15 protein-coding genes are annotated in these 22391 nt (G+C 38.4%); 7 read left to right on the top strand and 8 right to left on the bottom strand.

Going from position 1 to position 22391, the window contains the following annotated elements; translation table 11 throughout:
- Window positions 1-413 precede the first annotated feature (413 nt).
- Window positions 414-890 (bottom strand): transcription elongation factor GreA, encoded by a 477-nt coding sequence (gene greA, locus ABXH34_RS09080; RefSeq protein WP_353571556.1) that lies wholly within the window; start codon window positions 888-890, stop codon window positions 414-416.
- Window positions 890-4129, bottom strand: coding sequence for a carbamoyl-phosphate synthase large subunit (carB, locus tag ABXH34_RS09075; RefSeq protein WP_353571555.1), 3240 nt, complete (start codon window positions 4127-4129; stop codon window positions 890-892). The genes greA and carB overlap by 1 nt, the downstream gene beginning before the upstream one ends.
- A gap of 519 nt (window positions 4130-4648) precedes the next feature.
- Between carB and tsaD the strand changes: the two genes are divergently transcribed.
- The 3 genes from tsaD to ABXH34_RS09060 are packed head-to-tail and all read left to right on the top strand — an operon-like array spanning window position 4649 to window position 6886.
- Window positions 4649-5659, top strand: coding sequence for a tRNA (adenosine(37)-N6)-threonylcarbamoyltransferase complex transferase subunit TsaD (gene tsaD / locus ABXH34_RS09070; protein ID WP_353571554.1), 1011 nt, complete (start codon window positions 4649-4651; stop codon window positions 5657-5659).
- Between the two features lie 6 nt (window positions 5660-5665).
- The gene (locus ABXH34_RS09065; protein WP_353571553.1) at window positions 5666-6451 is read left to right on the top strand and encodes a protein phosphatase 2C domain-containing protein; all 786 of its coding nucleotides are present in this window, start codon (window positions 5666-5668) and stop codon (window positions 6449-6451) included.
- Window positions 6452-6454: 3 nt separating this feature from the next.
- Window positions 6455-6886: a hypothetical protein gene (locus ABXH34_RS09060; RefSeq protein WP_353571552.1), complete on the top strand. Its 432-nt coding sequence runs from the start codon at window positions 6455-6457 to the stop codon at window positions 6884-6886.
- A 43-nt stretch (window positions 6887-6929) separates the two neighbouring features.
- On the opposite strand, the gene ABXH34_RS09055 is transcribed toward ABXH34_RS09060, so the two are convergent.
- From ABXH34_RS09055 to glgB, 3 genes are all read right to left on the bottom strand, one after another.
- Window positions 6930-7583 carry a hypothetical protein gene (locus ABXH34_RS09055; RefSeq protein ID WP_353571551.1) on the bottom strand — a complete coding sequence of 218 codons (654 nt, stop codon included), beginning with the start codon at window positions 7581-7583 and terminating at the stop codon, window positions 6930-6932.
- 14 nt (window positions 7584-7597) lie between these two features.
- Window positions 7598-8314 carry a ProQ/FINO family protein gene (locus ABXH34_RS09050; RefSeq protein WP_353571550.1) on the bottom strand — a complete coding sequence of 239 codons (717 nt, stop codon included), beginning with the start codon at window positions 8312-8314 and terminating at the stop codon, window positions 7598-7600.
- Between the two features lie 601 nt (window positions 8315-8915).
- Window positions 8916-11198 (bottom strand): 1,4-alpha-glucan branching protein GlgB, encoded by a 2283-nt coding sequence (gene glgB, locus ABXH34_RS09045; RefSeq protein ID WP_353571549.1) that lies wholly within the window; start codon window positions 11196-11198, stop codon window positions 8916-8918.
- A 233-nt stretch (window positions 11199-11431) separates the two neighbouring features.
- Here glgB and ABXH34_RS09040 point away from each other — a divergent pair, with 233 nt between their 5' ends.
- The 4 genes from ABXH34_RS09040 (at window position 11432) to ABXH34_RS09025 (ending at window position 17702) form a co-directional block, all read left to right on the top strand.
- Window positions 11432-11929 (top strand): RT0821/Lpp0805 family surface protein, encoded by a 498-nt coding sequence (locus tag ABXH34_RS09040; RefSeq protein WP_353571548.1) that lies wholly within the window; start codon window positions 11432-11434, stop codon window positions 11927-11929.
- Window positions 11930-12183: 254 nt separating this feature from the next.
- Complete coding sequence (locus tag ABXH34_RS09035; protein WP_353571547.1) at window positions 12184-13683, top strand: TIR domain-containing protein; 1500 nt, start codon at window positions 12184-12186, stop codon at window positions 13681-13683.
- Window positions 13680-16502, top strand: coding sequence for an nSTAND1 domain-containing NTPase (locus ABXH34_RS09030; protein WP_353571546.1), 2823 nt, complete (start codon window positions 13680-13682; stop codon window positions 16500-16502). The genes ABXH34_RS09035 and ABXH34_RS09030 overlap by 4 nt, the downstream gene beginning before the upstream one ends.
- A gap of 186 nt (window positions 16503-16688) precedes the next feature.
- Window positions 16689-17702, top strand: a complete 1014-nt coding sequence (locus ABXH34_RS09025; protein ID WP_353571545.1) for a vWA domain-containing protein — start codon at window positions 16689-16691, stop codon at window positions 17700-17702.
- Window positions 17703-17753: 51 nt separating this feature from the next.
- Here the strand turns inward: ABXH34_RS09025 and ABXH34_RS09020 are convergent, their stop codons facing one another.
- The 3 genes from ABXH34_RS09020 to ABXH34_RS09010 all read right to left on the bottom strand — a co-directional run bounded on the left by ABXH34_RS09020 (window position 17754) and on the right by ABXH34_RS09010 (window position 22179).
- On the bottom strand, window positions 17754-19571 hold the full coding sequence (locus ABXH34_RS09020; protein ID WP_353571544.1) for a hypothetical protein: 1818 nt from the start codon (window positions 19569-19571) through the stop codon (window positions 17754-17756).
- A gap of 36 nt (window positions 19572-19607) precedes the next feature.
- Window positions 19608-20528 (bottom strand): hypothetical protein, encoded by a 921-nt coding sequence (locus ABXH34_RS09015; RefSeq protein WP_353571543.1) that lies wholly within the window; start codon window positions 20526-20528, stop codon window positions 19608-19610.
- 139 nt (window positions 20529-20667) lie between these two features.
- Window positions 20668-22179 carry an RNA polymerase sigma factor gene (locus ABXH34_RS09010; protein ID WP_353571542.1) on the bottom strand — a complete coding sequence of 504 codons (1512 nt, stop codon included), beginning with the start codon at window positions 22177-22179 and terminating at the stop codon, window positions 20668-20670.
- Window positions 22180-22391: the final 212 nt, after the last annotated feature.

Genomic DNA, 22391 nt, shown 5'->3' with positions numbered 1-22391 from the left:
ACTCATGCCAATCAAAAACTCAAACTTTGTTTTATCCGACTTTTACTTAAAAGATTAGCTGCTACATTATCTTAGATTTCAAATGGGTTCTATATATTGCATGACTACTTAATTAATGTTGCAATGTAATTATCGTACACATAATTCAAAGCATAACTACTAGATATTATTGTAAAAATAGATATAGCTAATACAGCCACTCCTATTCCATGATGTTTAGCTTTTTCTGATGGGGTATTTTCCAAAATAGAAACAACAGCACCACCATAAAAGTTTTGTTATTGGGCTATTAACTGAGTTATGAGGATTATATGGTTGATCCGACATCTATTTCCCCCTTATTACTCAATACTTCTACTTTTTAAACAATCACACTCGTCCCCACAATTTGGAAATGGGAACGAGCCACAAAACTAAATATACGTCACTGCCAACACTTCATAGATGATTTCACCACCAGGGGCTTTGACCACCACTTCATCATCTTTGTATTTGCCAATCAAAGCACGGGCAATCGGTGACGTGATTGAAACCATATTTTGCTTAATATCCGCTTCATCTTCACCGACAATACGATAATTCACTTTTTCCTCGGTATCTACATTGACCAAATTCACCGTCGTACCAAACACCACTTTACCGCCTGCGTTTAACTTGGTGACATCAATGATTTCCGCGCTGCCTAGCTTGCCTTCCAGCTCCATAACGCGACCTTCATTAAAACTTTGTTGCTCGCGTGCTGCATGATATTCCGCGTTTTCTTTCAAATCGCCCAACTCTCTCGCATCAGAAATCGCTTGGGCAATTTTGGGACGTTCCACATTTTTTAAACGCTCTAATTCCGCTTTTAATAATTCTGCACCACGTACCGTCATGGGTGATTTTTGCATCATACTTTATCCCCTAATAATTCTTTATGTAAATCCTGCAAACGGTTAACTTCTCTGGAATCAACCGTTTTTAATGCCAAAATAGTCGCTCTTGCGCCTGAAATCGTCGTTGTATAGGTAATGCTATGTTGTAACGCAGAACGGCGAATCGTAAATGAATCCGAAATCGCTTGTTTACCTTCAGTCGTATTGATGATGTAACTGATTTCATCATTCTTAATTGCATCAACAATATGAGGACGACCTTCTAACACTTTATTAATTTGCTTGCATTCAATACCCGCTTCTTGCAATGAACGTGCTGTACCACGAGTCCCAACTAGTTTAAATCCTAAATCAATCAAGTCTCTAGCTACATCAACTGCAGGCACTTTATCTACATCACGCACACTTAAGAATGCAATACCCGAAGTTGGCAAATTCGTGCCACCACCTAATTGGGCTTTAGCAAACGCCTCACCAAAACTACGCCCTACGCCCATTACTTCACCTGTAGATTTCATTTCAGGAGTCAATAACGGGTCAACACCAATGAATTTAGCAAATGGAAATACCGCCTCTTTTACCGAGTAATAGCTTGGGATACATTCTTGAGTCACACCTTGCTCTGGTAAGGTTTGACCAACCATACAACGTGCTGCAATCCGCGCCAATGATAAACCTGTGGCCTTAGATACAAAAGGTACAGTACGAGAGGCTCGAGGATTAACTTCAAGGATGTAGATAGTTTGGTTTTGAATGGCAAATTGAGCATTAACTAAACCGACCACGTTTAAAGCCTTCGCCAAGCGTGTCATCTGAACCCGCAATTGGTCTTGAATCATCGGCGATAAGCCATAAGGTGGCAGAGAACAAGCAGAATCTCCAGAGTGAACACCCGCTTGCTCAATGTGTTCCATGATACCACCGATCAATACATTTTCGCCATCACAAATCGCATCAATATCAACCTCAATCGCCTCGTCTAAGAAACGATCTAATAACACAGGTGATTCATTAGAAACCGAAACTGCTTCAGTCATATACGATGTTAATTCATCTGCATTGTAAACAATATCCATCGCTCGACCACCCAATACATAGGAAGGACGAACAACTAATGGATAACCCACTTGTTCAGCTAAATGAATCGCTTCTTCTTGATTTCGTGCAGTGCGATTGGGTGGCTGACGTAAACCTAATTCATCAACTAATTGTTGAAAACGCTCGCGATCTTCAGCTAAATCGATAGAATCAGGATTTGTGCCAATAATAGGTGCATTTTCAGCCTCCAACTCACGCGCAAGTTTCAATGGGGTTTGACCACCATATTGCACAATCACACCTTTCGGATTTTCAACATGAATAATTTCTAACACATCTTCTAAAGTTAACGGCTCAAAATATAAGCGGTCAGAAGTATCATAATCAGTCGAAACCGTTTCAGGATTACAATTCACCATAATGGTCTCATAACCTGATTCACTGAGTGAAAATGCTGCTTGTACGCAACAATAATCAAATTCAATCCCTTGACCAATACGGTTAGGCCCACCACCTAAAACCACGATCTTTTCATTATCAGTCGGCTGTGCTTCACACTCTTCTTCATAAGTGGAATACATATAGGCGGTTGAAACGGAAAACTCTGCCGCACATGAATCCACTCGTTTATACACAGGACGAATATTGAGTTTATGCCGATGGCGGCGTACCTCAGCTTCAGAAACTTCTAATAATTCTGCAATCCGCGCATCAGCAAAGCCTTTACGTTTCAAACAATATAAACGGTCATAATCTAAAGATTCAAAACCACCTGCAGCAATACTGGTTTCTTCATCAATAAGATTTTCGATTTGCACCAAGAACCAAGGATCAATTTTAGTAAACTGATTGACCTCTTCTAATGTCCAACCCGCACGGAACGCATCTCCGACATACCACAAACGATCAGGACCGGGGGTATTCAATTGAATCCGTAATTCACCTTTGACTGTATCGGTGCTTAAATCATTGTATTTTAATTGTGGGTTAAAACCTGTCATGCCGGTTTCTAAACCGCGTAAGGCTTTTTGTAATGACTCTTGGAATGTACGTCCAATTGCCATCACTTCGCCGACCGATTTCATTTGGGTGGTTAACACGGGGTCAGCTTGAGGGAATTTTTCAAACGTGAAACGAGGAATTTTAGTCACCACATAATCAATCGTCGGTTCGAATGAAGCTGGCGTTGCACCGCCTGTGATTTCGTTGGCTAATTCGTCTAAAGTGTAACCAATGGCTAATTTTGCAGCAACCTTGGCAATTGGAAAACCTGTGGCTTTCGATGCCAATGCCGATGAACGAGACACACGTGGATTCATTTCAATAATAATCATCCGACCATTTTCAGGATTAATCGCAAATTGAACATTTGAGCCACCCGTATCAACCCCAATTTCACGCAGCACTTCGAGTGAAGCATTACGCATGATTTGGTATTCTTTATCGGTCAACGTTTGTGCTGGCGCAACAGTGATTGAGTCGCCTGTGTGTACACCCATTGGGTCTAGGTTTTCAATTGAACACACAATGATGCAGTTATCATTTTTATCTCGCACCACTTCCATTTCATACTCTTTCCAGCCTAAAATCGATTCTTCAATCAATAGCTCGTTAATCGGGGACAATTCTAAACCACGATTACAAATGGCTTCGAACTCTTCACGGTTGTACGCGATACCACCACCGCTACCGCCTAATGTAAAAGATGGACGAATCACTGCGGGATAGCCTAATTGTGCCTGTGCATCAAAAGATTCTTGCATGGTATGGGCAATAAAAGAGGTTGGCATATCTAAACCAATTTTTTGCATCGCAGTGCGGAATTTTTCTCGATTCTCGGCTTTTTCAATCGCGTCTTCAGTCGCGCCAATCATTTCTACATTGTATTTGTCTAGCACGCCTTTTTGGTGTAGTTCCAATGAACAATTTAATGCGGTCTGTCCGCCCATGGTGGGTAATAAGGCATCGGGTTGTTCTTTTTCAATAATTCGTGCAACGGTTTCCCATTCAATGGGCTCGATATAGGTTGCATCGGCCATTTCAGGATCTGTCATGATGGTTGCTGGGTTAGAATTAACCAAAATGACGCGATAACCTTCTTCTTTCAATGCTTTGCAGGCTTGTGCGCCAGAATAATCGAATTCACAGGCTTGCCCGATGACGATAGGTCCAGCCCCAATAATTAAAATACTTTTGATGTCGGTACGTTTTGGCATGTCTTCTTCTAAACAGTGAACAGTTATCAATGGACAATTATCAATTATCGACGAACAATTATCAATTATCAGTGAGCAGTTATCCGTAAATAGTTAGGTTTTTTTTACAATATACAAATATTTTCAGGATTAAACCTAAGCTGCTTCAATTAGATCGCATTCCCAAATCATTCAAGAAATTATGAATAAACGAGAGCATTCTGAAACTAAAATATGAACAAGCTCAAACTGCCAAGCCATTGAAGACAGACAGTTGAATGATAACAATTTATGTTATAGTCATTTTACTTTAAAGTGATACAGGACTGGCAGTCCTAAGTTTTAAAACTGATTGATATTTAAACAATAATTAGGACTGCCAGTCCTAACACCCAAGATAGAATTGACTATAAATTCAGTTGCAACAGCTTCATCGCTCTGGATTTACAGCGTTATCAACTCATAACTAAACCCCGTTTATCAAAAGACAAATCCTATAAAATCAGGTAATCTGTCCAAAAATACTACTTGATGATAAAAATGCGTGTACTAGGAATTGAAACTTCTTGTGATGAAACGGGTGTAGCGATTTACGACACTGAACAGGGATTGCTCGCTCATACAGTCTATACTCAAATTGCACTCCATGCTGAATATGGTGGTGTTGTACCTGAATTGGCTTCGCGAGACCATGTGCGTAAGTTGATACCTTTGGTCAGACAAATGATGCAAACCGCTGAAGTTGATTCAGTTGATGGAGTCGCTTATACCGCTGGGCCGGGTTTGATAGGAGCACTCTTAGTCGGGGCATCGGTTGGGCGCTCATTGGCGTGGGCTTGGCAAGTACCCGCGATTGGTATACATCACATGGAAGGGCATTTACTTGCACCGATGTTAGAACAAAACCCGCCTCCTTTTCCCTTTTTAGCCTTATTAGTCTCAGGTGGTCATACCCAATTGATTGCGGTAGAAGGGGTTGGACATTATGAAATTTTAGGCGAATCGCTTGATGATGCCGCAGGAGAAGCTTTTGATAAAACAGCTAAATTACTTGGCTTGGCTTATCCCGGCGGGCCTGCTATTGCAAAATTAGCAACACAAGGCAGACCCAACCAGTTTAAATTTTCACGCCCGATGACTCAAAAACCCGGATTAGACTTTAGCTTTAGCGGTTTAAAAACCAATGTGTTAGTGAACTGGCAACAATCCAAGCAAGATGAACAAACCAAAGCCGATATTGCCTTAGAATTTGAACAAGCGGTGGTTGATACTTTAACCATAAAATGCCGTCGTGCATTAAAGCAAACAGGTTTAAAACGTTTAGTCATCGCGGGTGGGGTTGGTGCAAATCAGCATTTACGCATGGGTTTAGCCCAATTGATGCAAGATATTCGCGGCGAAATATTTTACCCACGTCCTGAATTTTGTACTGATAATGGAGCAATGATTGCCTATGTTGGTGCGATTCGTCTGCAAGCAGGACAATCTAGTGACTTCAGTTTTCAAGTTCAACCACGTTGCTCAATTGAAGCCCTCAGTGCATTAAGGTGATTCATTATGCTACATTTGGGTAGTCATTATACTATTGGTGCAACACATACAGAATGTCAGGACTTCACTCTGCATAGTGATATTCCGATTCCACACCTCATCGTATGTGATGGTTGTTCCGCTTCAATAGGCAGTCATGTTGGCGCAAGAATATTAGCAAAAACGGCTCAATATCTATTACAACAAGCTGAAATTCCTAATTATCATGATTTTGGTCAATATGTGATTAAAAAAGGCCATCGGATTGTTAGCAATATGAGTTTGCCTGATTCTGTCCTCGATTCGACGTTGCTGGTTGCGTTTGTACAAAATGAGCTGGTGACAGTTTACATGTATGGAGATGGTTGCATTCTGTACCAGACAATGGATGATGCAATAGGTACAGTCAATGTCGAATTTGCAGATAATGCGCCTTATTATTTGACTTATTGGTTAGCTAAAGAACATCAAGCCGTTTATGCGGCACGTGGTGAACATTTGATGTATGTTGATGATTCGTTGAATCCACAAACCAATCCACAATTATTTAAAAAGCCGCTGATTTATCAATTTCCACTAGCTGATTATAAAACCATTGCGCTGGTTTCTGACGGGGCTGTGAGCTGTGTTGATATGCAAAATGGCCAAAAACGCCTACTTTCTGAAGTGGCATCACAACTATTGCGCTTGGATACGCCATTAGAAACTGATTTTGTTGAACAAGGCATTCAAACTTTACAAAAAAACTATCTTGAACAGCAAATCCATATTTTGGATGATTTGGCTGTCGCCATGTTAACCCAAGTTGAATAGGCCGTGAAAATAAGTCGTAGGCAGTTTTTATTAGGTGGTTTGTTGTTCACTGTGAGTACAGCAGCTAAGCAATATCGTGATGCACGTCAGCATCGAATCCAAAAAACCATTATTGCGGTATTTCATAAACGCTTGAGCCAATTAGCATGGATTCACGATGATATAATTCAATTCACTGCCGATTTTATGCAACATCCACGGAATCAAGCTTATTTACATAAAATCAATTCACTCAGTTATTTATACCCTGTTTATGCCTACAGCTCACTATTAGAAATAACCCCATTAGCTAAAAAAATCCGTAATTTTGAAGAAACAATTGTAACTCGATTTTTACTCTCAACAGACTTTTTCTATCATAATAACCCAAAGAAAGTTAATTACTTACATTATTATGACCCTCACAACAGGCCTTGCTCAAATCCTTTGACATAGATTTAAAGCGTAGATTTAATATTTAAACCGCAAATCGAAAAGGTTAAGATTCTTCTTCTGCATCAGTTTCATCATATTGCTTAGGCTTTTTCTCATAAACTTGTACTGCAGGCTGAAATAATTCAAAACCATCTTTAATAGGATTGCCCATTTTACCTGTAATTGCAGCCACCCATGATTCCCATTGTTCATTCGCTTGGGTTATTTTATTCCATGCTTTAGGACGTATCCGCATCCGAATAATTTGATCGTCGGCTTGCACGTCAAATTGTCGCCATTGGTTTTTAACAATTTGCACATTATTTGGCAATTCATTGAGTTTAATCGTTAATTCCATTCTACCATGGACACCTGCGGGACGTTCTTGGCGCGGCTTTTTATTAAACGGCTTTTTATCATAGCCGGTGCTAGTGCCTGTATGAACATTGTCATGTTGTTGTTCATTAGAATATCGGCTTGTTGACTTGTTATGATAGCCATATTGAGAACGGGTAGACCTTGCTTCATAACGATTGCCATCACTTGTTGGTAGTCGTGCAGATTCATCAATCTGTTGTGGCGCAGCAGCAGTACTATCTGCAGTCCGTCTCACCACACCAATATTCACATTGGGATTTCGAGTAATAGTGACTTTGGGTGCATTAGGGTCACGTTTTTTCTTACTTAATGTCAGCGTTGGGCGTTTTTCACTTGTCATGTCATATTCCTCTTCTACTCAGCATCAGCCTGTGGTGCACTATTTGACTCTGCCACATTTTTAGGGAAGCGTTGAAAAATCTGAATCACGGGCTCTTGCAATTCAAAACCGCCATATTTGATTTTCTGTCCCATTCTGCCTGTGATTGATGCAATCCAATAGGGATAATCAGTTGATGCTTTGAGTAATTTGTTCCATGTTTTAGGTCGGATAGACACTTTTACTGGGTATTTATCTGCATTGATAAAAAATTCTTGCCAACCATTTTTTGAGGTTTTTACATCATGTGGCAATTCAGTAATCTTAAGATTGATTTCTAAACGTACACTGATAAGTGGCGTTCCTTCTGGGACAGGGTTTTCTACTGGTATATTATCAACATCATGTTGTGCTTTGTGTTTTTTCTCTTGGTCTTGATGTGCAAATTCAATATGTTCTTTAGTGACTTCACCACATTCATTGCCATCTAAATCAATACGTTTTGAATTGGCAGTCAAGCAAGCATGATAGTTCTTATTTTTGGCATATAATTTTAAAGCGCGAGCAATCACACGGTTGGAAAACTCTTCGGCACATCGTTCACGGATGTCCAAATGAATATTAATCTTCAATGGCCTCGCTGGCTCTGGAGGTGATACAAATGCCTTTGGAAACCGTTGTTTCAGCACTCTAAGCACATCTTCAGGTGACAATTGATTTTCTTCTTGAGAGGGGGTAATTTGTTCTGACATTTTTCGTTGTTAGTCCGTTGTTAGATGTAATCTCCTACTCCTAAGCCCTAAAGCTAGATGGGTATTTATGGTGTCTCTAACAATTTTATCAATACGAGGAGTAGCCCTTTTCTATATTTGATGTATTAACGTTAAATATTTATCGCATATTGTGTCTATTTCTATGAAGGAATGCCTACCCATCATTGTGTTAGCATTGCTAAACAGCATTCTTAAACATGTTATTAAACTGGTCAGAAATAAGCCCAATTCACGAATGATCTATTTTACGTTTTAAATCATTAAACATAAGGCTGTTGCGCTAATCATTAAGCAGTCGCAGTATGCACACCTAAAAGGCAGACAATAAAACATATTTTATGTTGGAATACAATACCTTGACGCTTATTTTTTTCTATCGCAACGTTAAAAACAGTAGACTCAATTTCTATGCCAAAATAATAACAGTTTGATTTTAAACAAATAAACAATTAAAGTTGGTTTTTAAGCACAAAGATAATATAAAACTCAACGCAACTAAAGCAACAGAATATATCAATTATCTGTATTACACCTAGGCAATCCATTGCCTAATTTAAAGTTCTATTCCTTGATAATACAACTATTTTTTTGCTTTAGGCATTTTTTTTCTTACTGTCTTTGTTACGGATTTACCTGTCAAATCTGTCACGCTTTCTGACGTTTCTACAACCGTACTCCCAACTGTACCAATCGGTTTAAACACCACAGCAGCCAATGGTGGAATTGTAATCAACATTGAATAAGGTTTATCCATCCATGCCATTTCTTCCGCAATCAAGTCACGTTCACCATTACCTAAGTTTGAGCCACCATAACATTCTGCATCTGAATTTAATAACTCCTGATACTGCCCTGCTTCAGGTACACCAATTCGATAATCATGACGTGGTACGGGCGTGTAATTAATCGCCACAATTAACACATCATCTTCGCTTTTACGTAGATAAACTAAGATCGAATTTTCGGCATCGTGACAATCAACCCAATCAAAGCCTTTCCAATCAAAATCATAGTGATGCAATGCTGGGGTATTATGATATAAATGGTTTAAATCTTTGACCAGACGCTGAATGCCCTGATGGCCGGGATAATCCAACACATACCAATCCAAACTGGTGGCACTATTCCATTCATTGCCTTGACCAAACTCCGTGCCCATGAATAACAATTTTTTACCCGGATGAGTGAACATATAAGCATACAATACGCGCAAATTCGCAAACTTCTGCCAATCATCGCCCGGCATTTTGTTCAACATACCAAATTTACCATGCACTACTTCGTCATGAGAAAATGGCAATAGAAAATTTTCAGTAAATGCGTACAACATGCTGAAAGTCAACATATTTTGATGGTATTTTCGATAAATACTTTCTTTGGAAATATAGGATAAAGTGTCATTCATCCAACCCATATTCCATTTCATACTAAATCCAAGCCCGCCAATTTCAATTGGGCGTGTCACTTGTGGCCATGAAGTAGATTCTTCCGCCATCACCAATACACCGGGAAAATCACCATGTACTACAGTATTCAATTCACGCAAAAAATAAATCGCGTCTAAATTTTCCCGTCCACCAAATTCATTAGGTATCCAATCGGTGCGCGAGTAATCCAAATATAGCATCGATGCAACCGCATCTACTCTTAAACCATCAATATGACATTCTTCAATCCAATATACTGCGCTGGAAACCAATAAATTGCGTACTTCATGCCGGCCATAGTTATAAATCAACGTCGCCCAGTCTAAATGTTCACCCATGCGTGGGTCTTCATGTTCATATAATGGTGTGCCATCGAAACGGGCTAAACCGTGGGCATCTTTGGGAAAATGCGCAGGTACCCAATCTAAAAATACCCCAATTCCATGCTCATGACAGTAATTGACAAAATAGCGGAAATCATCAGGTGTGCCATAACGGCTGGTCGGCGCGTAATAACCTGTGGTTTGATAGCCCCAAGATGCATCATAAGGATGTTCTGTAATTGGCAATAATTCAATATGACTAAAGCCCATTTCTATCACGTAATCAACCAATTTATGGGCTAATTCACGATAATTGAGTAATTCACCTTCAGCACCACGCCACCACGAACCTAAATGTACTTCATAAATAGACATCGGGGTATGTAACCAATCGGCTTTTTCACGCGCGGCAATCCATTTATCATCATTCCATTTATAGGGTTCTGCTTTGGGTACAATCGTCGCGGTGTTTGGGCGTAATTCAAATTGTTGTCCATAAGGATCAGATTTGAGTAAAATTTCACCAGAATGCCGATTGCGGATTTCATATTTATATAAAGTGCCGATTTCAACATTAGGGATAAACAATTCCCAAATACCACTACTGCCATGTACCCGCATCAGGTGCATACGGCCATCCCAGCGATTAAAATCACCCACAACGCTAATACGCTCTGCATTTGGGGCCCATACCGAAAATAAAACCCCGCCCACACCATCAACTTCATGGATATGTGATCCTAAGATTCGGTACGCATGACGATGTTTACCCTCATTGAATAGGTGGCGATCAAATTCAGCGACTTGTGGCGGAAAACAGTAAGGATCATAAGTAATATGCTGGTGTAATGAAGCTTTATCTTTCCAAATGAAACGGTAGCGATCAGGTAGTTCTGCTTTGCCTTCCCAGATAAACACGTCGGTTTCTGGAATCCGTTGCATTACAAGATTGCCTTCTGCAATGGTCACTTCTTCAGCATGAGGAATATAGGCGCGAACAATAGTTTTACCTTTTTCAGTATGCTTACCCAGTACCGAAAATGGATCGTGATGACGAGCGTCAATGATACGCTGTAAATCATCGCTTATTTGTAATGTTTTTGCTGCGGTCATAAGGTCTCTCTGGTGGCTAAGTTGTGAGGTCTTTATTATGCGTAGAATAGACTACTTTTTTTAAATTTGGGAGACGGACTTAGTGTAGGCTGTATATGTTTAGTTATCTGTTTTATGCACGGTAACATTGCCTAAAGATTGCATAAGTATAGCCCAGCTTGCTTACGTTTTTATGTAGATTTTGTCATTATATTGTTTTATTGTGAATTACTAATTTATAAAGGAGCTAATTTATGTTGCCATTTCAACGAATTCGACAAGGCTTATTAATCGGTTTTGTATCATGTACTTTATTTACAGCAGGCTGCCAAGGGCCTAGCAAAGGTGCAACAGGTGCAGTGCTTGGCGGTGTTGCAGGTGGGGCTTTGGGTTCTCAAGTCGGTAGCGGTCGTGGTAAAACCATTGCAACCATTGGTGGTGTATTAGCAGGTGCTGCACTAGGGGGTGTCGTTGGTAATTCGATGGATAAAACCGATGAGCTATACGCACAAAATGCTTTGGAAAGCACCCCAACAGGTCAAGTTGTTCAATGGCGCAACCCTGATAGTGGCCGTGAATATAAAGTGACCCCGACTAAAACTTATAATGATGCAACAACGGGTCAGCCATGCCGAGATTATACGACGACTGCCGTTATTGATGGTCAGGATCAAGTCATCAATGGTACTGCTTGCCGCCAAGGTGATGGTACGTGGCAAACCACAGGTTCAACCGATTCTGTATTTAGATAATGGTTTTTTGAGGAATTATTTCTGGCCGATAATTTGGAAATGAAATTGAGCCAGTTTAGGAGTGTGAATTTTATTCTGCTTAGGCAAAATAGGTTTTATACTCCTTTTTTATGAAGTTATTTAATGTGCATTCCTTGAATTTTCTTTTTATTCATCAGCCCAGATTTTACTTAATCATTTAGAATGAATATTTGATTTGTTATGATTATATTGTCCGTCATTACTATCTATGATTGTAGGAGCAAGATGCTGTCATGCCGTCTTTTACGCAGTATGAACATGATATTTTTGTCAGTTGTAATCCCATTGATAATCAAGTTTGGATCATGGATTTGATGCGAGGATTAACATCTTCTATTGCGCAAAAATTGGGTGGTTCTGAACAATATTCTATTCGATTTGATGAACAGCCTTGTAATACACATGTTAATACTGATATTGCCCAGACTCTAATTGAGCAAGCTGCTACTTTTATCTTAATTCTGACAGCAAATTATTTAAACTCGCCACGTTGTCAACAAGAATTTTCTTTAATAATGAATCAAATAGGGCAAGATACAAAACGATTATTTTTAGTTGAGTTACAGTCGCTTTCTACTCAACAACGCCCAGCACAAATCATTGATGTTTTGAATTATCGGTTTTGGGAATATGGCGCATCTGGGGCGATTGAAATATTGCAGGCCATCCCTGAGCAACAAGAATATTATAAACGGCTGGAAGATATCGCAGTTGATGTGGTGGAAAAATTAAGAACAATGTCTGTGTCTAGTAAATCAGAAAATAAGGCTGGTTTTGATATTGGGCAAGTGGGGCGGGATGTTGATATTAGTGCAGGTCAAGACATCGTTGGCGGTGACAAAATGACGGGCGATAAAGTAGGCGGTGATAAAAAAGTGGAAATTCACAATCATTATTATGCACATTCAGCGGGTAAGCGGATTTTTTTAGCTGAAGTTTCCCCAGATTTAGAGCCTCAGCGTTCTCAAGTGAAGCGTTATTTAGAGCAACATGGACTTGTCGTATTACCCGAACATAAAACTTATTTATATACTGATGCCGCAGAAGTTTTATTGCAGCATGATTTAGCCCAGAGTGATTTGTTCGTGCAATTATTGGATGATAAAAGTAATAAATATAGCAAAATACAGTTAGAAGCAGCTAAAACCCTGCAATTACTAATATTACAGTGGTGTGGCTCAGATTTGACTCAGCTTGATGCCTGTTTACAAGTCAATCCGATTACAGATGATTTAGTCAATTTTCAGCAACATATTTTAACCGCTTTACAGCCTAAACCTGAACCCCAACCCAATATTGTGAATCAAGAGTGTGATTTTGATTTGATTGTGTTTGTACATGTTGCACCTGAGGATAAAGTTTTTTTTGAACAACATTTACAAACTAAGTTAGATGATGAAGGGGTTTGCTATTCACAGCCAATAGATGTTTCAGATGGTGTGCCGCCTGCTGAAATAAGAAAAGATTTAGAAGATAATTTATTGATTTGTCATGCGGTGATTGTGCCTTATTCTAAAACGCCATTGGCTAAAATCCGCCAGAATTTAATTTATTGCCAAAAAGTCCAAGCGAAACGTAAATCACAAGGTGATGCACCGATTAAGGTCATTGCAATTTGCGATCATCCCATACCAAATAAACCGCCTCTGAAAATGAAATTCCCTGCAATGGAAGTCTTTGCTTGTCATAGTGAATCTAGTTTTCAGCAATTATTACGGAGCTTAAGCGCATGAGTATTGCCCCTTATCCTGGATTGCGCCCATTTGAGCGTGATGAGACTGATATTTTTTTCGGACGTGAAGAGCATGTCGATCAGTTAATTGCGCGTTTAGGTGAGACTCATTTTTTAGCGGTTGTGGGAACTTCGGGTTGCGGTAAATCGTCATTGGTGCGTACAGGTTTGTTACCAAATTTGGAAGCAGGTTTTTTAGCAAGCGCGAATGGTCAATGGCATATTGCGGAATTGCGCCCCAGTAATCAGCCGATGGCGCGTTTAGCTCAGGCATTACACCAGAGTGTGTTTGAGCAGGATGAGGCAGTTTTGCAGGCGCAGTTATGGCGTGGTGAGTACAGTTTACATGAGTTGTTACAGCAATCGCCGTTAGAGGAAGGTGCAAACATTTTGTTGGTGGTGGATCAGTTTGAGGAGATTTTTCGCTATTACCAACAAGGAGACAAGAATGAAGCAGCCAGTTTTGTAAAGTTGTTATTGGGCAGTAGTCAGCATCCGCAGGTGTATGTGGTGATGACGATGCGTTCGGATTTTTTAGGGGATTGTGCGACGTTTTATGGTTTGCCAGAAGCAGTGAATCATGGTTTGTATTTGACTCCGCGTTTGACTCGTGAGCAGTTGAGTGAGGCGATTGCGTTTCCTGCCAGTGTATTTGGAGGTGAGATTGAACCAACGTTATTGAATCAGTTGTTAAATGATGCGACTTATCAGCAAGATCAATTACCTGTAATACAACATGCGTTGATGCAAATGTGGTGGTTAGCGTGTGAGGAGAATACGGAACATACTGTAATTACGACAGTGCATTATGAACAGATTGGCGGTTTGCAGAATGCCTTATCAGAGCATATTGATTCGGTGTATTTTGGTTTGAATGCTAAACAGCAGCGTATTGCTAAGGTGTTATTTATCCAATTGACGGAGCGGTTTGATATTCAGCGCGATACACGTCGACCTATGCGATTGTCTGCGATTGCCGCACAAGCTGATGTAGATTGGCAAGCAGTTGCTGAGGTGGTGGATATTTTTCGTGGGCAAGGACGACATTTTGTGATGCCACCTTTAGGTCGAGATTTAACCCCTGATAGTGTGATTGACATCAGTCATGAGAGTTTGATTCGGCAATGGCAGCAATTGAAAGAATGGATTGAGGAAGAAACTGAATCTGCAAAATTGTATTCACGTTTAGAGGATGCTGCACAGCGTTGGAAAAAAGGTAATGCTGCGTTATGGCGTAATCCCGATTTAAAACAAGCTGTTGATTGGAAAAAAGATAAGCAACCTACAAAACAATGGGCAAGTCGGTATGGGGATGATTTTGATTTTGTAATGGATTTCTTAACTGCTAGTGAAATTGAAGAAAAAAATGAAATAAAAATAAAAAAGAGACGTAAGCAGTCTACTCTATTTATTGGAGTAATATTCGTCATATTATGCTTAGCTTTTTTATGGCAGGTAAACCAAGAAAAATTAAATCAAAAAAATAACACCGAATCTTTTATTTCTCAAATTACAGCAATTGGAAGGTTAATGGGGGAAAATTCGTCTGGAGCATTATTATTTTATGATGCTTCTAGTGCTGAAGAAAATCTTAAAGCTTTAATAGCACAGAAATATTTTTATAGAGCTAATCTATTTACGAGAGATAGAAATATTTTTGCTACTAAAAAACATGATGAAATTCATGAAGAATCAGATAGTCTGCTAGTTAGCCAATATAGTAACCTTTTATATTTTATCATCGGTGAATACCCTCCTATAATAATGCCTCTTGATTCTATAACTCCTAGAGTTCCTTTTTTCGAAATTAACTTGCTATCAGATTCTAATAATACCAAAGCTATCTATATGATCCATATTCAAAAAATTATTTTTGATAAAGAATTTATTGGCATTCTCACATTAGAATATTTAATTAATGATACAGAGCCTTTATTTGAAGCTTTTAAAAACTATTATCATTTGAATGAAGACAAACCTGCTTATGTACACAAACAGCATAAAAAATTAGCACCCTATATACGAGGAGTCAATCATATACTTCTGGGAAATATAGATAAAGCTACTAAATGGTTGAAAGGAATAGATCGTGAAAAACCTAGAGAGTTAGCTAATGCTATATATGCACGACAAGTATTGTTAGGAAATGGAAATGGTTTAGCCTTCGAAGGCAAAATTAAATTAGCTATAGATAAATACAAACAGGCATTACATATTGATAGTACTCTGAGCTTCAATCCTGAAACTAGAGCTAAAGAAGTATATGCACAAACTTTAACAAGCGAAGGACATAAACTAGCTAGAAATGGTGAACTAAAAGAAGCAATAAATACATACCAGTCCGCTTTAAAATTAGACACAAAACTTAGCTTTAATGCAACACTCAAAGCAAACCAGATATATGCTGATGTATTGCTAGATGAAAGTGGTGATTTAGCTTCAGATGGTTATATTGCTGAGGCAATTGATACTTATCATGAAGCTCTGTTTCTTAACCCAAAGCTTAAAACAAATATGTCTATATTTAATACCTTTTGTTGGTATGGAAATTTATACAATCAGTCCAATAAAACTATAGAATTTTGTAATCAAATAGTTGTGTCCAACCCAAAAGATGTTGGGTATCGTTTAAATAGAGGAATTTCAAGAGCTTTACTAGGAGATACAAAAGAAGCAATAGAGGATATAAGTTTTTATCAAACACAACGATTAGACTTTCAATGGTTAAATATTTTAAAACAGGGACAAAACCCTTTCACCTCTGAAGTTATTAAAACTTTAGCAAGTGATAGGCAAAATGATAGATGTTATTGGCGTTGAATTTTTATACCTCATTCCTACATGCCATGAATTTATCCAGCAACAGAACTAACTCAAGCCAATTTTATAAAGAAACCTCATTTACACTCGTAGATGGGGCTTTTTTTATTCCTATAGAAAATGAGATATTGATTTTATAGATTTAAAAACACATCATATTGAGCAAAAATAAGTAAAAGGATTGATATGGATTATTTTGCGGAATTTGAGTTTGCACAACCTGTCTGGTTTTGGGGATTGGGCATTGTATTATTGCTTATTCTCGCTGGTTTATGGATAAAGCCGCAGCATAAAAAAATTCAACAATTTGCAGACCCTCATTTATTGCCACATTTATTAGTACAGCAAGATGGCCAGCAAAGATTTGATTATAAACAATGGCTGTGGATTAGCATTTTTTTGCTTGGAATTATTGCCTTGGCTGCGCCCCGTTGGGATTATGAAGAGCAAGAAGTGTTAAGACCACAAACCCATCTGATGATTTTATTAGATTTATCAGATTCAATGCTGGTTAAAGATATGCCCTATTCTCGTTTAGAACAGGCGAAACAGGAAATTGAAGCTATTTTAGAAACAAAACCCGATTTGCATGTGGGTTTGATGGTATTTACAGCGATTCCACATTTGGTCACACCGTTGAGTGATGATTACCAGAACTTACAATCGACTTTGCTACATTTAGATACCAGTTTGATGCAAGATGCGGAAAAAGGCAGTCGTTTAAACCTTGCTTTAAAAGAAACCGCCGCTTGGTTAAAAGGCCAACAAAAAGGCACTGAACATTTATTGCTTATCAGTGATGGCGATTTTGAAAAGCAAGATTTAGCCACGAGTCTACAATGGATGAAACAGGCAGAATTTCATTTGCATACCTTAGGTGTAGGAACAGTACAAGGCAAACATATTGAATTAGCGGATGGAACGTGGCAACGTGATAATGATGGAAAAGTAGTGATTTCTAAACTAAATGAAGCCAGTTTGCAACAATTGGCTCAATCAGGAGGCGGTGTTTATCAACGGGCAAGCTACCAAAATCAGGATATAGAAACCATTTTAGCGCAAATAAATCATCAATTGGATAACCCCAGCGAGGAAGATACCGCTAAACAACGTTTGTGGCATGAGCGTTTTTATTTATTGGTATTGGCAATGTTGTTACTATTATTGCCTAGTTTTAGAAGACAATTGACGGGGAATTAATCATATTTTTGGTGAGAATAAGCTATTGGCTCGTTCTCACCAATGAACTGTTTACATATGTGTCCAAACTTCGGTGACTTTGCCATTAACTACTTTCGCCGCCCAGTTTTCGCATAAATAAACATCACCTTCAACTATATTTTTTTGACGAAGTGTATACGGGCAATATTGGCTCAGCGTTTCAAATGTTTCATTAGGCGTTCTATTAATCAATAAAATAGGATAACCATCGAAAAATAGTGCTTCCCACTCAGCATCTGGTGACTGATAAATTGAAACCTGCATTTTATACCAAGTCTCATTCAGTCGTTTTTTCCAATCATTTTTGTGCATTGCACCTATAATTCCACGACCTTGATATTGTGTCCATTCTTCAGGCGCTGGCCATTGTTTAGTATTTTCTGATGTTTTGTTTAATTTAAGACAAGCAGATATACTTTGTTGCTCATTACATACAACTTCCAAAATAGGTCTAGGTAATTGTGAACGGATTTCACTCAACTTATTCCAGTGCTCTTGAGCCTCTGCTGCACGATCTCCAACTTCTAACAAACGGGCTAAATTAAATTGCACTTCTAAGGGTGGATTTTCATAGTCCTGAAGTATTTGTTTCAAGCCACTTGTGATATTTTGCAAAGGAGCAGAACTGATCCATGTGTTTTCATATTGTGCTATAAGCCGTAACATTTTAAACCGAATCTCAATATTACTGTCTCGCTGCTGAGCACCTAATTTCTCATATTGTTTTAAACCCTTATTTAAAGTTAAGCCTGCTGAATCTGGATCGCCTAAATATAAATGGCTCGTAGCTAAATTTAAATAGCTGGGTAAATAATAGGGAGCAGTATCTATCGCTAGCCCAAAATATCGAATAGCTTCTTCAAGATTGCCTTTGACTTTCTCAATCAGACGCGCACTTTTTAAGTTTTTCAAATCAGTCACAGTACTGCCCATGGTAATAATACTCTCAATATCACCATCTAAAATATTAGGTAGCCAATAAAAATAAGCCGCATCCTGCATATCCGCTTTAGCTAATTGTAAATAACAGGCACCGATATTATTTTGTAATTCTTTACCTTGATAAGTGTGACGGAACTCATCAAAAAAGTAAAATATGGCATCGTTACATTGATTAAAAATAGAAAGGCGTACCCCGTATTCATAAAATGGGTATTTTCTATGTAAGGTTTTCCATGTAGCCATGGTTTGAGCTGCACGCTCTTTTGGCGTTGGATATGTTCCATCATTATTTACAGTAGCTCTATTGGTGGTTTCGAAAAAAAGGCTTAAGAACTGCTTAACAATTCTTTCATGTTTAATTAATAAACCCACCTTATAACCTGAAAATGCAGCATAAAGAAAACCTGTTTTATCAGCTCGAAATTCAATGTCTTTCTTATACTTATCTTCATATCTAGGCTCGGATTTCTCAAGTAAAAACTTAAAATCATTATGTACAAAATGGGCTAATTCATGCCCAATAGTAAAGGCCATAAGAGGTTCAAATAAATCAGGATTTGTTGCAGCATATTCTCGGATTTTCGCAGTCACTTTATCACTGATAATAATACTGCCATCAGCAAGTGCTTGAGGAGTAAGTTTTGAAATACTCTCTCTATCATCCGTTTTAATAATAGCTAATTGGGGGTTATAAACTTGAGTATATGCCACCGCATTTATTCTATCAAAAATAGCGGTGATGTCAGCGGGGGTAGACATTATTTTATCGGCAAATTGATCAACTGTATTGGCTTTACCTGGAAAGGTTCTTGACAGTTCATTTTGTTCTGCATTGCCTTCAGGTGTACAAGCCGTGTGTAGCACAAATAATAAAAAAATAGTTAGAAAATATTTCAATTGAATCATTATTATAAACCCTCAAATTATTCAGTCTCTTTATCGTTATAGGTGATTTTGGCTTAGCCCTTTTAGCTTACCTTGCAACATTTCTATGATAAAGGGGTCTTCAACGTTAGTTGGGTCTTCGATAATATCTTGCAAATTAACACCAATAACTTGTAACTCATTAACAATGCTCTGTCTGGATAAGCTGCTAAAATATTGCTCAAAATATTGGTTTCGCTCTAATTGGCGTTGCCAAAATGCTGTCTCTAATGTATTAGCATTATTCAGTGCAACAGTGACTAACGCAACCCATTGTCCAAGCTCACATTCTGTTTTGTATTGTTGGTCAAACTCGGTGACAAGTGATGCTTTATTCTGCAAAGCCTCAAAACCATTATCTAAACATTTTTTATGTGCTGTTGAACCACTACTCAATTGAACTTCACCTAAACCAACTGCTTTAGACGTTGATACAGTGTGGGTTTTTTCAACATTTATTCCTCTATTTATCATTGCAGTATATTCAGCAGCAATAGAATCTGGAAATGCTTTATGCTCTGCAACGGGAGAGTTTGTATCATCATCGCCCGATTTGGGCAAAGCTTGAATCAAAACCACAAAAATAACCAGCGTCGCAAAATAGGTAGAAACCTGCCAAGGATGATTTAAGTGCAAAACCTCCCCGAGTTTATGCCACCAAACATCTTGTGTCGATTGCTGCTCTGACGATTGTTTTGGCTTCGGCTGCATACGCAATTCATCCATCCAGTGTTGATAACAATCACTACACTGATCTAAATGCACTAATATTTGCTCGCGTGCTTGGCCTTTTAATTTTCCTTGCATAAAATCTGCTAGCTCAATATCCATTGGACACGTGCTCGCTTTGGTTGCAGAACCTTGTTGCAAAGCCAATAAAGCAATTGTTCTGTCTGGCAAATGATCAATTTTTTGCTTTGCTGTTATATGATTTTCCATGAGTCTCACCCCATTGCTAAAACCAAGTTTATAGATCAAAAAAGTGCAATCTTTAGGTTGATGTATAAAACTTAGCGGTGTAATACATTCGCCGTATTTACAAATGGCAACTTCACAAATACGACGCTTTAAATACCTATTACTCATCTACTCCAAAACAATCATCGAGTCCGTCCCTAAATATACCCAGAATTCTCTTTAATCTACGATTTATCGTACTTACACTGGTGTTTAAGGCATCTGCAATTTGTTGCTGAGTTAGACCTGTTAAATACTTCATTCTCAGAATTAATCTATCTTCAGTTGTTAAATCAATACGCTGCTCAAAATAAGTAAGCAATTGTTTAGTATCTGATTGTTCAGTGAACTCAAGACAGTGTTGGTTTAATTGTTCTAAGACTTCATCCAACTGTAATTGTTGTAAGGCTTTTTCAATATCAGCATTGTCTTGATATCTATCATCATCATCTAATCCTACTTCAGAGATTGTGGTGTGACTTGGACAGTTTTTTAGTACGTCATCAATCACATCACGAATAAACTGCTTTTCCTTTTCAGGATAATGGATCATCAATATGGACAATGCTTCTTGCTTTGAATGCTGCTTTCTTAACAGAGTTTCATAAGCCGTTTTGTAAATGGTATCTTCTTTTTGTTTGTACACAACCCACATTGGTGGCCGATGCTTACCTTGAATCTCTATCCACATATCGTTGATTTTATTTTGAATGACTTTCTTAATAAAACCACGAAACTGACCATTCCCTTGATAACTGCGGATTTTTCGCCAAGCACAGCGAGTCAAATCTGCTAACACCACATCTTGCGCCTTACCGTGCAACAATGAATTATCAAAATAGTGTCTGTGAATATAGTCTCCGATGACTTTCTCAATATACAAATAGTGTTCTGAATCCCAAACCAAATTTTTGGCTACTTCTACTTTTTGCTGAAAACTTTTCATCAACTCGGGCAGCATATCAACTGACCATTGATGGCGTAACATCTGTTCTACTGCATACAAAGCACCTTCAAAACTGTGGGTTGTTTTAAGATACTCATAATGACCTATATACGCAGATAATGTTGTATGTCGTCGTTGTGACCAATTTTTTGCAAAAGCTTCCCGTTCAGATTTATCTAATGCTGTATGTTGTAACGCCAAATCTAAATACAAGTCGTAATAACGTTTTTCAGGTTTGGGCTGAAACTTATATACATAACGGTAGTGCTGACTTTTATCTGTGCTTACTCGCAATAGTTGATTCAATTTCAAATCAAACTTTAATAACTGCTCAAAAAATGCACTAAAACAGATTAATTCCTGATTTAAAAACTGTTCAAGCTCATCTATTGATGACAACTGCACATTATTTGAAGCCAATATCGTGAATTCGGGAATCGTGCCACGATACATGTAATGCTGGCCTTTATGTTGATATGCAGTATCTTCTGGCAAATCATCTTCTAATAAGGTTTTCCCCGTTACTTCAAATGTATCCTTCCATACAGTGCCACAGGATTGCGGATTGTGAGACTGCATGTAGCTCACAGCAAATGATACGGGCACAAGCTGTGAATAAGGCGCAGCAAAACTACAGTGGTCAATCTGCTGCCCAAATAGAGAGTGTAATAAGTCCCATGGATACATAAGCACTCCTCCTTTTCTTTGTGATAGTTCCTAGGATTTTTATGTGCACAAAGATAGTGCTAAATTCAGTTGCTAATGTCTTATAAAGTAGGACGGACAACACCAACACTTTTTTCACAAAAATATGCACATTAATATAAAAAATTTTCACCATTCTGAATCTAATGATCTATTAACTTTTTAAGTTATAGCCATTAATAACCATCGAAAAC

Origin of the sequence: Candidatus Albibeggiatoa sp. nov. BB20, from assembly GCA_016744725.1 — a bacterium.
GTDB lineage: Bacteria > Pseudomonadota > Gammaproteobacteria > Beggiatoales > Beggiatoaceae > Albibeggiatoa.
This window is presented reverse-complemented; position numbering and strand designations above follow the sequence as displayed.